Below are 12,783 nucleotides of genomic sequence, written 5' to 3'. Positions count from 1 at the left end.
GGCATGAACGTCAGCCGCCTTGCCCGCGCCGCACTGCCGCCACTGGCTTCGTTCCTGGCAGCATCGCTGACCGGCTGCCAGAGCGAACCGGCCGGCGGACCGTTGATCGCCACGGTCGACAATTCTGCGGCCACCGCGCTTCTCCAGAAGGTGAACGAGGAAGCCCTGACCTGCTGGATGCGCTCCAAGGACCGGGATTTCGCCGCATACCGCCTCATCCCGGAACTGGACACACGGGTCGGCAAGCCCCGCCTGCTGCTCGTTTCGGCAAAGGCCGCCCAGGGCCTGCCGCAACTGGTCATCGAGGCCCATGGCAACCCGGTGAAACTGACCACCTACGGACCGCTGACCGCGCGGCCGCTTTCCGCCCGCATCAATACCGACGTGACCCGCTGGGCCACCGGCGGCACCGGCTGCAAGGCCTGACAGGAACTGGCAGAGACAAGATGAGCATTCCCAACGATATCCGCATCACCGAAGACCTGATTGCCGCCCATGGCCTGAAGCCGGATGAATACCAGCGAATCCTGGACCTGATCGGGCGCGAGCCGACCTTCACCGAGCTTGGCATCTTCTCGGCCATGTGGAACGAGCATTGCTCCTACAAGTCCTCGAAGAAGTGGCTGCGCACCCTGCCGACATCGGGACCGCAGGTCATCCAGGGACCGGGCGAGAATGCCGGCGTCGTCGATATCGGCGACGGCGATTGCGTGGTCTTCAAGATGGAGAGCCACAACCACCCCTCCTACATCGAGCCCTACCAGGGCGCCGCCACCGGCGTCGGCGGGATCCTGCGCGACGTTTTCACCATGGGCGCACGGCCCGTCGCGGCGATGAATGCCCTGCGCTTCGGCGAGCCGGATCACCCCAAGACCCGCCACCTGGTTTCCGGCGTGGTGGCGGGCGTCGGCGGCTATGGCAATTCCTTCGGCGTTCCGACCGTCGGCGGCGAGGTGGAATTTGATTCCCGCTACAACGGCAACTGCCTCGTCAACGCCTTCGCGGCCGGCCTGGCGAAAACCGATGCCATCTTCTATTCGAAGGCCGAGGGCGTCGGCCTGCCGGTCGTCTATCTGGGCGCCAAGACAGGCCGCGACGGCGTCGGCGGGGCCACCATGGCATCGGCCGAATTCGACGATTCCATCGAGGAAAAGCGCCCCACCGTGCAGGTCGGCGACCCCTTCACCGAAAAATGCCTGCTGGAGGCCTGCCTCGAACTCATGCAGACCGGCGCCGTCATCGCCATTCAGGACATGGGCGCGGCCGGCCTGACCTGTTCGGCGGTGGAAATGGGCGCCAAGGGCGATCTGGGCATCGAACTCGATCTGGACCGCGTGCCGGTGCGCGAGGAGCGCATGAGCGCCTACGAGATGATGCTGTCGGAAAGCCAGGAGCGCATGCTCATGGTGCTGCGTCCGGAGAAGGAAACGGAAGCCAAGGCGATCTTCGTCAAGTGGGGCCTCGACTTCGCCATCGTCGGCAAGACGACCGACGACCTGCGCTTTCGCATCCTCCACCAGGGCGAGGAAGTGGCGAACCTGCCGATCAAGGAACTGGGCGACGAGGCGCCGGAATATGACCGGCCGTGGATGGAGCCCGGCCGCCATGCCCCGCTGGCCGCGTCTGCGGTGTCGGAGCCGGAGGACTATGGCGCGGCTGTCCTCGCGCTGCTGGGCTCGGCCAACGGGTCTTCGCGACGCTGGGTCTGGGAACAGTATGACACGCTGATCCAGGGCAATTCCCTGCAGATTCCCGGTGGCGATGCCGGCGTCATCCGTGTCGACGGGCACGAGACCAAGGCGCTTGCCTTCTCGTCGGATGTGACGCCGCGCTATGTCGAGGCCGATCCCTATGAGGGCGGCAAGCAGGCCGTGGCCGAGTGCTGGCGCAACCTGACAGCCACCGGCGCCATGCCGCTTGCGGCCACCGACAACCTGAATTTCGGCAATCCGGAAAAGCCCGAGATCATGGGACAGCTCGTCAAGGCCATAGAGGGCATAGGCGAGGCCTGCGCCGCGCTCGACATGCCCATCGTCTCGGGCAATGTCTCGCTCTACAACGAGACCAACGGCGTGGCGATCCTGCCCACCCCCACCATTGGCGGTGTCGGCCTGATTCCGGACTGGGGCAAGATGACCCGAATCGGCTCGTTTGCCGAGGGCGACATTCTGATCCTGCTGGGTGGCGACGGCACCCATCTGGGCCAGTCGGTCTACCTTCGAGATGTTCTGGGCGAGGCCTATGGTCCGCCGCCGCCGGTCGATCTCGCCATCGAGAAACGCAATGGCGAATTCCTGCGCTCGGCCATTTCAAACGGCCAGATCAAGGCCTGCCACGACATTTCCGATGGCGGCCTCATCATGGCCGTGGCCGAAATGTGCCTGGCAGCCGGCACAGGCGCCGATCTTGACATAGGCGAGGGGCAGGCCCACGCCCTGCTCTTCGGCGAGGACCAGGCCCGCTATGTCGTGGCCGTCGGCGCTGATCTGGCGAACTGGCTGACCATCAATGCCGAGGGCGCGGGCGTTCCGTTCCGTATTCTGGGCAAGGCCGGCGGGTCCGCGTTGACGGCGGGCTCCATCCTGTCCATATCCTTGGACGAGATGAAACAGGCGCACGAATCGTGGTTCCCGGATTACATGGCCGGTGAATTCGTCGAAGGCGCCGACGCAGCCTGAGGAGACCTGCCCCATGCCGATGGACGCCGGCGACATCAAGAGACTGATCCAGGACGCCATTCCGGATGCGCAGGTCACGATCCGCGACCTCGCTGGCGATGGCGACCACTACGCCGCCGAGGTTGTCTCGGAGAGCTTCCGCGGCAAGTCGCGGGTCCAGCAGCACCAGATGGTCTACGAGGCGCTGAAGGGCAACATGGGTGGCGTCCTGCACGCCCTCGCCCTGCAGACCTCCGCGCCGGACTGATACCCCGACCGCCATGGCGAACATCCTGTCCGATCTCGTTTCCGAAACCGTGGATGGCGCGCTGAAGGAAATCCTGCGCAAGCCGCGCCGCACGGCCCGCCGGCGCCGCAAGTCGTCCGGCATCATGGGTGCGATTGTCAGCGAGCTCGAAAAGCTGATCGTCCCGGCGAAGAAGCAGACCAGCCGCAAGGCGACCGCGCGCCGCCGCTCCAAGACCACCCGGCGGAAAGTCCGTGCGAAATCGGCGGCCCGGCGGCAAACAAGGCGCTGACCGCCATCGGTCGCCGCCTCACCCTCCTTGCGGCCCGAAGACCGCCAGGATCGGCCCGGCCGGATCCTTGCCGCCGATCACCAGTTCACCCTTTGCAGCGAAGGCCGATATCCCGCCGTCGAGAAACAGCGCATCGGGACAGCCGAATCCATCGCGAAAGGCGCGAGCAAACAGGCCAAGCGACACAGGGTCGCGGCTGATCGCGAGAACGACCATGCCATCGGCACGAACCCCGACACCGTTGCGGATGAAGCGTGACGACCCGTCCGGCAGGAAACGCGGATGCAGCGCACCGCCGATCACCAGCATCGGGCCCGATTGCGTTGCCAGGCGCGGCCGGATGCCGGCCGCGGCAAATGCCTGCGTTTCCATCACATGCGCCTCGCCGTCATTGCCAATGAAAAAGACGCCATTGGGCTTGAGGTAGAAATTGCCCTCGCCATCGGCTGTTTCCAGCGGCGCGATCTCGCGGCCCTGCTCCACATGCAGGCCGACCGGCCGCATGTCCGGGTGATACATCCCGCCATTCATGGCGATGACGGGCATTGAACCCGTGGCGGCCATGGCGCCGAGATAGGCGGCCAGCGAGCCATGGGCCGGTCCTCCCGCATCCGTCAGGGCCAGTTCGATCCGGAATTCCCGGGGATCGACCGTGCATGTGATGAACCCTTCGCCTTCATGGATGGCAAAACGGCATATGGATGGCAGCAACGGTTCGATTTCCACCTGGCTCTCCTTGACCGGACCTGACACATCGCGCGATTGCCAGCTGTAGAAGGCGGCCGCCGCGACCGACAGCATGAGCACAAGCAGCGTGGCTGCCTTCCAGGCCCTTTCAGTGCCCCGATTCATGCCTCTCGTTTGCCTTTCTCCAAGTGCCAGCGCTTGTGCCGGGACGGCAGGCACGCTATCTGAGGGGTCAGGAAACCACCGGACCTTGAATCCGGCAGGAAAAGGATAGAAGCAATGAGCGACATCAAGGAATTGATCGACCAGGAAGTGAAGTCCAGCGACGTTGTGCTGTTCATGAAGGGCACTCCGGGCTTTCCGCAATGCGGCTTTTCCGGTCAGGTTGTGCAGATTCTCGACTATCTCGGCGTCGAGTACAAGGGCATCAATGTCCTGGCCTCCGACGAGATGCGTCAGGGCATCAAGGATTATTCCAACTGGCCGACCATCCCGCAGCTCTATGTGAAGGGTGAATTCGTGGGCGGTTGCGACATCATCCGTGAGATGTTCCAGGCAGGCGAGCTGCAGCAGCACCTGTCGGAAAAAGGCATCGCCACGACGTCCGCCGCCTGACGCCACCGCGCAGGACCGCAATCCGATGCGGCGCGCCTGACCGGCGCGCCGTTTTCGTTTGATCCGTTTTTCATTCTTCAGACCGGAAGGTGCGACATGTCGCTAGCCCGCCAAACCGCCTGGCCGCTTGCCGTGGGCCGGGCCGAATTCGTGGCGGTCATGGCCGCTCTCATGGCGCTCAATGCGCTTGCCATCGACATCATGCTGCCGGGCATGCAGCAGATCGGTGCTTCGCTCGGCGTGGCAGAAGAAAACGAACGGCAATATGTCATCACCGCCTACCTGCTCGGCTTTGGCTCCATGCAGCTTCTCTTCGGCCCGCTTTCCGACCGCTTCGGCCGCAAGGGTCCGCTTCTGGCCGGCCTGACGGTCTATGTGCTGGCAGCGCTGGCCGCGGCCTACGCGCCGGATTTCCAGACACTGCTTCTGCTGCGGCTTCTGCAAGGCGCCGGCGCGGCCTCCACCCGCGTTCTTACCGTCGCCATGGTCCGCGACGTTGCCGGCGGACGCGCCATGGCGGAAATCATGTCTTTGGTTTTCATGGTTTTCATGATCATGCCGGTTGTGGCCCCGGCGCTGGGCCAGGCCATCCTGCTGGCCGGCGAATGGCACACCATTTTCCTGTTCATGGGCTTTGGCGGCGCGGCCGTGATCGCCTGGATGGGCTTGCGCATTCCCGAGACCTTGACGCCGGAAAACCGCCGCCCGGTTTCATTCGCCGCGATTGCCACCGGTTTCCGCGCGGTCGTCACCAATCGCATGTCGCTTTGGTACACGCTGGCCATGACAGCCATCCTGTCCGCACTTTTCGGTTTCATCAACACCGTGCAGCAGATCTATGTCGGCATCTACGACCTGGGCAATGCCTTCCCGCTGGTCTTCGCCCTCGTCGCAGGTTCCATGGCCTTCTTCTCCTGGCTCAATTCCCGCATCGTGCAGCGATTCGGCATGCGCCGCGTCTCGCACACCGCCTTGTTCGTGTTCCTCTCCATGAGCATGACCCTTCTTCTGCTGTCGCTGGCGGGCACCGTTCCGCTTCCGGTCTTTCTGGGCCTCTTCACGGTGGCCATGTGCGCCTTCGGCATGCTCACCTCGAATTTCAGCTCGATCGCCATGGAGCCTCTTGGCCGCGTCGCCGGCATAGCTTCCTCCGCCCAAGGCTTTTTCCAGACCACCGGCAGCGCGATCATCGGCGCGGGCATCGGCCAGTCCTTCAACGGCACGATCACGCCCGTCATGGCCGGTTTCGCCATCGTGTCGTCGGCCGCCCTCGTCTTCGTGCTGATCGCCGAAAAGGGCCGTCTCTTCACCGTCGGGCCTGCCGAGGCATGAGTCGACAATTTCAGCGATAGCATTTTCGGTGAATGCAACCAATTTCTTGTCACCAACGCACACGAAACACTCACGAGAACGTGCCTTCCCATTGAACACTGTGTTCAGTTTCATGGCTCTGCACGCAAGACGCGTGCAACCACAATCCTGATGGGAGAGACATCATGAAACATATCGGCAAGTCCGGTGCGGCTCTCGCCGCCGCTGCATTCACCCTGGCCGTTTCCGGCATGGCTCCGGCCACCGTCACCGTGGCGCATGCCGACGACGGCATGGTCAAGTGTTCGGGCGTGAACTCCTGCAAGGGCACCAGCGAGTGCGCGACGGCCTCCAACGCCTGCAAGGGCCAGAATTCCTGCAAGGGCCATGGCTTCATTTCGCTGACCAAGTCGGAATGCGAAGCCAAGGGCGGCAAGATCCTCGATAGCTGAGGAGAAAGCCGCACGGGCAGGTGGAACGCGGGGGCTTTCCACCTGCCCTTTCGAGATCCCTTGTCAGGAAAATTCGGAGCCGCCATGAACCAGGAAAACGCAAGACCCGATTACCTCGGTTTCGGCCTTGGCCTGCGCCCGCAGCACTATGCCGAAATCCTGGACGGTGAACCGGAGATCGACTGGTTCGAGATCCTCTCCGAAAACTACTTCGTGCGCGGCGGGCAACCCCTGCGCATGCTGGACCGCATCCGCGAGCGCTATCCCGTCGTCATGCACGGGGTATCCCTCTCCATCGCTTCAACCGCGCCGCTCGACATGGACTATCTCGGGCAGTTGAAGGCGCTGGCCGACCGCGTGAACCCGCGCTGGATATCCGATCACCTCTGCTGGACAGGCGTCCACGGCGTGAACCTGCATGACCTTCTGCCCGTGCCCCACACGGAGGAGGCGCTGGACCATGTCTGCGACCGGATAGCCCGCGTTCAGGACTATCTCGGCCGGCGCATCGCCATCGAGAACGTATCGTCCTATATCGAATATGCCTGCAGCGAGATGAGCGAATGGGAATTCGTGGCCGAAATGGCCCGCCGCGCCGATTGCTGGCTGCTGCTCGACGTCAATAACGTCTTTGTCTCCGGCGAGAACCATGCCTTTGACGGCAGCCGCTTCATCGATGCCATTCCGGTCGAGCGGGTCGTGCAGTTCCACCTCGCCGGACATTCGGAAGGCAATGGCCACCTGATCGACACCCATGACCAGCCGGTATGCGACGCGGTTTTCGAACTGTATGGTGAAGCGCTGCGCCGGTTCGGGCCTGTCTCCACCATGATCGAGCGCGATGACAACATTCCCCCGCTTGCCGACCTGCTGGCGGAACTGGATCGCGCCCGCGCTATCGCGCGCGATGTGCTGGGCGATGCATCGCGGGCGCGCGCCGCATGACCGGGCTTTCCCTCGCACAGTTGCAGGCTGGCATGCAGGCCGCCATCAAGGATGGCGAAGATGCCGCCCTCGACCTGATCGCGGCCCCGCCGCACAACAGCCGGGCGGACCGCCTCGCCACCTATCGCGACGCCTACCGCCTCCGGCTTGCGGGAATCCTGCGTGATGACTTCGACGCCTTGCATGCCTTTCTCGGCGACGAGCAGTTCGATCTTGTTGCCCGGGCCTATATCGATGCCTGCCCCTCTGCCACGCGCAATGCCCGCTGGTATGGCGAGCGTTTCGCCGCCTTTGCCAGCCAAACGCCACCCTGGTCTGCCCATCCCGTGATCGGCGATCTGGCCGCCCTGCAATGGGCCTTGTCCAGTGCTTTCGACGCGCCGGATGCTCCAACGGCCAGTCTTGATGACATGGCGCGCATCCCGCCGGAAAAGGCGTTGTCCTTGCGCCTCCAGCTTCACCCGTCAGTGGCGATCGTGCCAATCTCCACGAATGCCGCAGCCATCCTGGGCGCGCTGAGGCGCAATGAGGCACCGCCTGCCCCGCAACCGGAAGCGGCGGGCGCGGCGATTCTTGTCTGGCGCCTCGACATGCAGGCGCGGTACCGCTCGCTGGACGAGGAAGAGGCCATGCTGCTGCGCGAGACCATCGACGGCGCCAGATTCGGCTTGCTCTGCGAAATGGCGGCCATGATGTCCGATCCGGAAAATGCCGCCATGCGTGTCGCCGGCCATCTGCGCGGCTGGGTCGACTCCGGCCTGGTCAGCCGCTTCTTGCCAGCCGGCAGCGCCTGAACGCGCCGACGGCGAATTTGGCATTCAATCGCCCAGCAGCGTCTCGCGAATGGCGTGCCAGCTGTCCGGGTCCGGCGCGGCCAGCAAATGCCCGTCGAGATCGTCCGGCCGGTAGGGCATGCCATCCAGCTTGGCCACATGGCCGCCCGCTTCCCTGTGGGTCAGCGCACCTGCCGGATGATCCCAGGGCGTCAGCTGCGAATAGTAGGAGAAATGCATATGCCCTTCGGCCAGCATGCGGTAATCCTGCGCTGCGCAACGATAGCAGACCGGCGCTTCAAACCGCGCATGACCGGCTCCAAGGCGCACCCGCTCCTCCGGCGTTGCATTCTGCCAGGACACCGCACCGATCATCCGCGCCACGGGAAGTGCCGAAGCCGCGCGCAGCCGCCGGTCTGCCATGCCCGCCTTGCGCACGAAGGCACCGCCGCCAAGCGTGGCGATCATCGTGTCACCGCCAACCGGGTCGTGGATCACGCCGGCCACGGTCTCGCCATCCAGCACCACCGCGGCCATGACGCCGAAAACGGTCACGCCGGACGCGAAGTTGAATGTGCCATCGACCGGGTCGACGGTAACCGCCAGTCCCTCGCCGGCCCATCCGTATTTCAGGTCCGGATTGGCGGAGACGGCTTCCTCGCCAATCACCCGCACGCCCGGAAACCGGGCTTCAAGATCGGCCGTGATGACACGCTCGGCATTCACATCCGCCTCGGTCACCAGATCGGAACCGGAGGTCTTCTCCCGCACGTCGCCTTCGCCCAGCCGCCGGAAGCGCGGCAGGATTTCCTGCTGCGCGGCCCGTTCGAGGCAGTCCACGAGCCAGTCCAGATCCTTGTCGGAAAAACGCATTACTCATCCTTCGTCATGTTGGCCGCCAGTGCGGCGAAATCGAACAGGGTCCGGTCCATGAGGTGGCTCGGCCGCACATTGGCGAGCGCGCGGATCATCGTGTCCTTGCGGCCCGGCATGCGCGCCTCGATATCTGTCAGCATGGCCTTCATGGCATTGCGCTGAAGCCCGTCCTGGCTGCCACACAGATCGCAGGGAATGATGGGGAAATCCATGTGCCGCGCGAACTTTTCCAGATCCACTTCCGCGCAGAAGGACAGCGGACGCAGAACCTCCACATCGCCTTCGTCATTGACCAGCTTGGGCGGCATGGCCGCCAGCCGCCCGCCATGGAAAAGATTCATGAAGAAGGTTTCGAGGATGTCCTCGCGGTGATGCCCCAGCACCAGCGCCGAACACCCCTCCTCGCGCGCGATGCGATAGAGGTGACCGCGCCGCAGACGTGAACAGAGCGAGCAATAGGTGGCGCTTTCGGGCAGCTTGCCGGTCACCACCGAATAGGTGTCCTGGTACTCGATCCGATGCGCGATGCCATGGGCGTTCAGCCAGTCCGGCAGGATATGCTTGGGAAAATTCGGCTGCCCCTGGTCGAGATTGCAGGCCAGCAGGTCGACCGGCAGCAGCCCGCGCCATTTCAGATCGAGCAGGACGGCGAGCAGCCCATAGGAATCCTTGCCGCCCGACAGCGCGACCAGCCAGCGCTCACCGGCCCGCGCCATGGCATAATCGTCTATCGCCTGGCGCGTCAGCCGCAGCAGCCGCTTGCGCAATTTGTTGAATTCCACCGAGGTTTCGATCCGGCTGAACAGCGGATGGCAGGCAGCACCATCATCATCGTCCGGCGGGGCGTCGTTCACGCCCGATTTGTATGTTTCCAGCATGGTTTGTTTCTGTGTGCCGATACCGGCAATTGGCGGGTGGAGAAACGGCTTGCCCGTCATCGAAACCGGCAACTTATAGCAAACAGGCTTGAGAACAAGCGTTTCGCGCGCTTGCGCCCGGCCTTGAAGGGCTCGCGGCAGGCTGGGTGGCGGAATTCCCGCAAAGACAGCAGGCAGCCCTTTTTCTCCCCGCCGCCAGGGGCTATACCGGCCAGGCTTGATTGCGGCTTGCGCCGTGCGCCGGTGCGGTGCCCCGCCCGGCAGGCAAGCATGGACCTGCCTGGCCCGGCGCCGGAAAGCAGACATTCGAGGGCTCAGGGAAGGTCATGATCCCACAGCGCAATCTGTTGAGAAAATTCGCGATTTTCAGCGTCATCGGCGTCATGAACACCGGGGTCGATATCTCGATTTTCGTCTTGCTCGTGAAGCTTGGCGCCCCCGCCCTGCCGGCCAATGCGCTGAGCTGGTTCTGCGCTGTCTGCTTTTCCTATGCCGCCAACAGCCGTTTCACCTTCCGGCGCGATCCGCGCATCTCCAGGCGAAAGAGCATGCTGCGTTTCATGACCGGTTCGGCCATGATCGCGCTGCTGTTTTCCTCTGTCTCCATTGCCGGCATCGGCGACTGGATCGGCGTCGTGCCGGCCAAGATCGCCGGCACGCTCGTTGCCGTGCTGGTGAGCTTCATTGTCGCGGGATGGTCGATCGAGGGCCTGTCACGCAAGGACGGCACGGATCCCGGCCGCACCGACTGAAACGCCCCGGCACGGTTCCCGCCTACCTGGTTTCGGGCGCCCGGTAGAACACCTGAACCTGCAATGGTTCCTTCACACCGGCCTCCGCGGGCAAGTCGAACGTCATCGCTTCGCTTGCGTCAATCCGGCCAAGGAAGCGTTCCGCCCGCGCCACGCAGGTCTCCCGCGCCGCGGCGCACAGGAATGCGCCGCCGTCCCGAGCGATCATTTCCGGCGTGACCCAGTGAAAGTCTTCACGGTTGCCATCGACCGCCGCAAGAACATCGCCGCGCGCATAGAAGGCAGTACCGAAGGCCAGAATCCGGTCGCCCCCGGCGATGCGCAAAGGCGCGTCATGGAGGTCGCGATAGCGGGTCTCCACCGCTGCCGCGACAGCCCGCAGCGGATCGGCTGTATGCAGCTTGTTCCGGGAAAGCTGGCTCTCGTAGATGAACGGACTTGAAATCAGCAGGGCAGCCCCGGCGACAGCAGCGGCAATGGCCGCCTTGACACGGCCGGCCTCTGCCGTCTCCTCGTCCAGCATGGCGACCAGCACGAGCGGCAGCGGCACGAAAAACGGAATCGACCAGGGCGAGGAAACCAGCGTTCCCATTGCAAAGGCAATGACAAGCGTGAGGATCAACGGCCCTGCAGCCATGGCAAGGACCGCACGCCCCGCTCCCGAACGGGCTAGGCCGGGAAGAATGCCGAAATGAAAGACGCCGTTGCCGTCGCGCCAGCGCCGCAAGGCGGCCAGCAACAGAAGGCCCGGCAAGGCGTAGCCAATCACGGCACCCGTGAACTCCAGCAGCTTCAGCGCGACGGCGCCGGTGCCGCCGTGATCCTGCGAGGCAGCATAGACAATGGGCGCGAAATCATGGTCGATGAGCCACAGCACATGCGGCGCGAAGACAAGCAGCGCGACCACCGTCGTCACCCATGGAAGCGGCGTGCGCAAAAGCGGTCTTGCCTGACGGTCGAGCACCGTGAACAGGGCAAATGTCAGGATCATGACCGCGGAATGATACTTGGCCAGCATCGCCAGGCCGCCGCACACGCCAAGCAGAACGGCATCGGCCATGCGCCGCCGCTCCAGCATCCGCAGGTAGAACAGCAGGCACAGCGCCCAGAACGGGAGCATGGCGGCATTGGCGTTGTACTTGATCGCCAGGAACCCGAAGGCTGGCAGGAACCAGGCGACGATCACCAGGACATGCTGGTGCGCCCTGCCCATGAAATCCCGCGCGACGAGCAGGATGAGGAAAATCGCCAGGCCGGAATTGGTGGCGGAAAGCAGGTAATAGGCCCAGTCAGTCCGTGGCAGGATGCTGAACCAGGCGGCCGTGATCCAGCCGAATAGCGGCGGATGCTTGGAATAGCCCCATTGCCAGCCGATGCCCCAGGCATAGTTCTCGAGCATGTCGCCATAGGCGTCGAGATTGTACCGGGTAAACGAGGCGTAGGCAGTCCAGAAGAGCACGCCCGCGACAAGCGCGAGCACGGCCGACGGAGAGAGAGTCCTTGCCTTCATCGCCCTGGCCCCGTTGCAACCGCGCATGGTCAGGCTTGCTGCCGGATCCGTTTGTATGAGACTCCATACAAGAGAGCGGACAGGCCGGGAGGCTGACGCATCCCGGCCTGATGGTCAATCAGCGCGAATAGAATTCGACGACGAGGTTCGGTTCCATCTGCACCGCATACGGCACGTCGGCAAGGCCGGGAACGCGGTTGTAGGTGGCGACCATCTTGTTGTGGTCGACCTCGATATAGTCCGGCACGTCACGTTCGGCCAGCTGCGTGGCCTCCAGCACGATGGCGAGCTGCTTGGACTTCTCCCGCACCTCGATGACGTCGCCCGGACGGCAGCGATAGGACTGGATGTTGGTGCGCTTGCCGTTGACCATGACATGGCCGTGGTTGACGAACTGGCGCGCGGCGAAGATCGTCGGAACGAACTTGGCGCGGTAGACGATGGCGTCGAGACGCGACTCCAGCAGGCCGATCAGATTGTCCGGCGTGTCGCCCTTGCGGCGTACGGCCTCGTCATAGACGGCGCGGAACTGCTTCTCGGAGATGTCGCCGTAATGGCCCTTCAGCTTCTGCTTGGCGCGCAGCTGGACGCCGAAGTCCGACATCTTGCCCTTGCGTCGCTGGCCGTGCTGGCCGGGGCCGTATTCACGCTTGTTCACCGGGGACTTCGGGCGGCCCCAGATGTTTTCGCCCATACGGCGGTCGATCTTGTACTTGGCGGATTCGCGCTTGCTCATCGCATTCCCTTTCAAAATGTTGCACCCGGCGCTTCACGCACCGGGCGAAGGA

General features: G+C 63.9%; 15 protein-coding genes. 10 read left to right on the top strand and 5 right to left on the bottom strand.

Annotation, left to right across the window (positions count from 1 at the left end):
• The first annotated feature begins 3 nt into the window (after positions 1 to 3).
• Genes R3D65_RS12300 through R3D65_RS12285 form a run of 4 tightly spaced genes read left to right on the top strand, consistent with a single transcriptional unit; the run spans position 4 to position 3,196 of the window.
• Positions 4 to 426 carry a hypothetical protein gene (locus R3D65_RS12300; RefSeq protein ID WP_371275511.1) on the top strand — a complete coding sequence of 141 codons (423 nt, stop codon included), beginning with the start codon at positions 4 to 6 and terminating at the stop codon, positions 424 to 426.
• Between the two features lie 20 nt (positions 427 to 446).
• A complete protein-coding gene (gene purL, locus R3D65_RS12295; RefSeq protein ID WP_371275510.1) occupies positions 447 to 2,678 on the top strand; it encodes a phosphoribosylformylglycinamidine synthase subunit PurL in 2,232 nt (743 codons plus the stop codon).
• Positions 2,679 to 2,691: 13 nt separating this feature from the next.
• The gene (locus tag R3D65_RS12290) at positions 2,692 to 2,925 is read left to right on the top strand and encodes a BolA family protein (RefSeq protein WP_371275509.1); all 234 of its coding nucleotides are present in this window, start codon (positions 2,692 to 2,694) and stop codon (positions 2,923 to 2,925) included.
• 13 nt (positions 2,926 to 2,938) lie between these two features.
• Positions 2,939 to 3,196, top strand: coding sequence for a hypothetical protein (locus R3D65_RS12285; RefSeq protein ID WP_371275508.1), 258 nt, complete (start codon positions 2,939 to 2,941; stop codon positions 3,194 to 3,196).
• Between the two features lie 18 nt (positions 3,197 to 3,214).
• Here R3D65_RS12285 and R3D65_RS12280 read toward each other — a convergent pair whose 3' ends face one another.
• The gene (locus R3D65_RS12280; protein ID WP_371275507.1) at positions 3,215 to 4,048 is read right to left on the bottom strand and encodes a phosphodiester glycosidase family protein; all 834 of its coding nucleotides are present in this window, start codon (positions 4,046 to 4,048) and stop codon (positions 3,215 to 3,217) included.
• Positions 4,049 to 4,162: 114 nt separating this feature from the next.
• Between R3D65_RS12280 and grxD the strand changes: the two genes are divergently transcribed.
• The 5 genes from grxD to R3D65_RS12255 all read left to right on the top strand — a co-directional run bounded on the left by grxD (position 4,163) and on the right by R3D65_RS12255 (position 8,000).
• A complete protein-coding gene (gene grxD, locus R3D65_RS12275; protein WP_371275506.1) occupies positions 4,163 to 4,498 on the top strand; it encodes a Grx4 family monothiol glutaredoxin in 336 nt (111 codons plus the stop codon).
• 96 nt (positions 4,499 to 4,594) lie between these two features.
• The gene (locus R3D65_RS12270) at positions 4,595 to 5,830 is read left to right on the top strand and encodes a multidrug effflux MFS transporter (RefSeq protein ID WP_371275505.1); all 1,236 of its coding nucleotides are present in this window, start codon (positions 4,595 to 4,597) and stop codon (positions 5,828 to 5,830) included.
• A gap of 164 nt (positions 5,831 to 5,994) precedes the next feature.
• Positions 5,995 to 6,261 (top strand): hypothetical protein, encoded by a 267-nt coding sequence (locus tag R3D65_RS12265; protein WP_371275504.1) that lies wholly within the window; start codon positions 5,995 to 5,997, stop codon positions 6,259 to 6,261.
• Positions 6,262 to 6,345: 84 nt separating this feature from the next.
• A complete protein-coding gene (locus R3D65_RS12260) occupies positions 6,346 to 7,206 on the top strand; it encodes a DUF692 domain-containing protein (RefSeq protein WP_371275503.1) in 861 nt (286 codons plus the stop codon).
• Complete coding sequence (locus R3D65_RS12255; RefSeq protein ID WP_371275502.1) at positions 7,203 to 8,000, top strand: putative DNA-binding domain-containing protein; 798 nt, start codon at positions 7,203 to 7,205, stop codon at positions 7,998 to 8,000. The genes R3D65_RS12260 and R3D65_RS12255 overlap by 4 nt, the downstream gene beginning before the upstream one ends.
• Before the next feature lie 24 nt (positions 8,001 to 8,024).
• Here the strand turns inward: R3D65_RS12255 and R3D65_RS12250 are convergent, their stop codons facing one another.
• Both R3D65_RS12250 and ttcA read right to left on the bottom strand, forming a co-directional pair.
• Complete coding sequence (locus R3D65_RS12250; RefSeq protein WP_371275501.1) at positions 8,025 to 8,852, bottom strand: inositol monophosphatase family protein; 828 nt, start codon at positions 8,850 to 8,852, stop codon at positions 8,025 to 8,027.
• Positions 8,852 to 9,733 carry a tRNA 2-thiocytidine(32) synthetase TtcA gene (gene ttcA, locus R3D65_RS12245; RefSeq protein ID WP_371275500.1) on the bottom strand — a complete coding sequence of 294 codons (882 nt, stop codon included), beginning with the start codon at positions 9,731 to 9,733 and terminating at the stop codon, positions 8,852 to 8,854. The genes R3D65_RS12250 and ttcA overlap by 1 nt, the downstream gene beginning before the upstream one ends.
• Positions 9,734 to 10,059: 326 nt before the next feature.
• On the opposite strand from ttcA, the gene R3D65_RS12240 reads away from it, so the two are divergent.
• Positions 10,060 to 10,485, top strand: a complete 426-nt coding sequence (locus R3D65_RS12240) for a GtrA family protein (RefSeq protein WP_371275499.1) — start codon at positions 10,060 to 10,062, stop codon at positions 10,483 to 10,485.
• 22 nt (positions 10,486 to 10,507) lie between these two features.
• On the opposite strand, the gene R3D65_RS12235 is transcribed toward R3D65_RS12240, so the two are convergent.
• Together R3D65_RS12235 and rpsD are read right to left on the bottom strand one after the other, a co-directional pair.
• The gene (locus R3D65_RS12235; RefSeq protein WP_371275498.1) at positions 10,508 to 11,995 is read right to left on the bottom strand and encodes a glycosyltransferase family 39 protein; all 1,488 of its coding nucleotides are present in this window, start codon (positions 11,993 to 11,995) and stop codon (positions 10,508 to 10,510) included.
• A 118-nt stretch (positions 11,996 to 12,113) separates the two neighbouring features.
• A complete protein-coding gene (gene rpsD / locus R3D65_RS12230) occupies positions 12,114 to 12,731 on the bottom strand; it encodes a 30S ribosomal protein S4 (RefSeq protein ID WP_371275497.1) in 618 nt (205 codons plus the stop codon).
• Positions 12,732 to 12,783: the final 52 nt, after the last annotated feature.

This window comes from Zhengella sp. (assembly GCF_041397485.1).
GTDB lineage: Bacteria > Pseudomonadota > Alphaproteobacteria > Rhizobiales > Rhizobiaceae > Zhengella.
The sequence above is the reverse complement of the archived record's forward strand: the minus strand, read 5'-3'. Positions and strand labels throughout refer to the sequence as shown.

Bases quoted from the DNA above. Each gene is read 5' to 3' on its own strand.
- R3D65_RS12235 (WP_371275498.1), bottom strand. From the start codon at position 11,995: ATGAAGGCAAGGACTCTCTCTCCGTCGGCCGTGCTCGCGCTTGTCGCG.
- ttcA (WP_371275500.1), bottom strand. From the start codon at position 9,733: ATGCTGGAAACATACAAATCGGGCGTGAACGACGCCCCGCCGGACGAT.
- purL (WP_371275510.1), top strand. From the start codon at position 447: ATGAGCATTCCCAACGATATCCGCATCACCGAAGACCTGATTGCCGCC.
- R3D65_RS12300 (WP_371275511.1), top strand. From the start codon at position 4: ATGAACGTCAGCCGCCTTGCCCGCGCCGCACTGCCGCCACTGGCTTCG.
- R3D65_RS12260 (WP_371275503.1), top strand. From the start codon at position 6,346: ATGAACCAGGAAAACGCAAGACCCGATTACCTCGGTTTCGGCCTTGGC.
- grxD (WP_371275506.1), top strand. From the start codon at position 4,163: ATGAGCGACATCAAGGAATTGATCGACCAGGAAGTGAAGTCCAGCGAC.
- R3D65_RS12290 (WP_371275509.1), top strand. From the start codon at position 2,692: ATGCCGATGGACGCCGGCGACATCAAGAGACTGATCCAGGACGCCATT.
- R3D65_RS12285 (WP_371275508.1), top strand. From the start codon at position 2,939: ATGGCGAACATCCTGTCCGATCTCGTTTCCGAAACCGTGGATGGCGCG.
- R3D65_RS12265 (WP_371275504.1), top strand. From the start codon at position 5,995: ATGAAACATATCGGCAAGTCCGGTGCGGCTCTCGCCGCCGCTGCATTC.
- R3D65_RS12280 (WP_371275507.1), bottom strand. From the start codon at position 4,048: ATGAATCGGGGCACTGAAAGGGCCTGGAAGGCAGCCACGCTGCTTGTG.
- rpsD (WP_371275497.1), bottom strand. From the start codon at position 12,731: ATGAGCAAGCGCGAATCCGCCAAGTACAAGATCGACCGCCGTATGGGC.
- R3D65_RS12240 (WP_371275499.1), top strand. From the start codon at position 10,060: ATGATCCCACAGCGCAATCTGTTGAGAAAATTCGCGATTTTCAGCGTC.
- R3D65_RS12270 (WP_371275505.1), top strand. From the start codon at position 4,595: ATGTCGCTAGCCCGCCAAACCGCCTGGCCGCTTGCCGTGGGCCGGGCC.
- R3D65_RS12250 (WP_371275501.1), bottom strand. From the start codon at position 8,852: ATGCGTTTTTCCGACAAGGATCTGGACTGGCTCGTGGACTGCCTCGAA.
- R3D65_RS12255 (WP_371275502.1), top strand. From the start codon at position 7,203: ATGACCGGGCTTTCCCTCGCACAGTTGCAGGCTGGCATGCAGGCCGCC.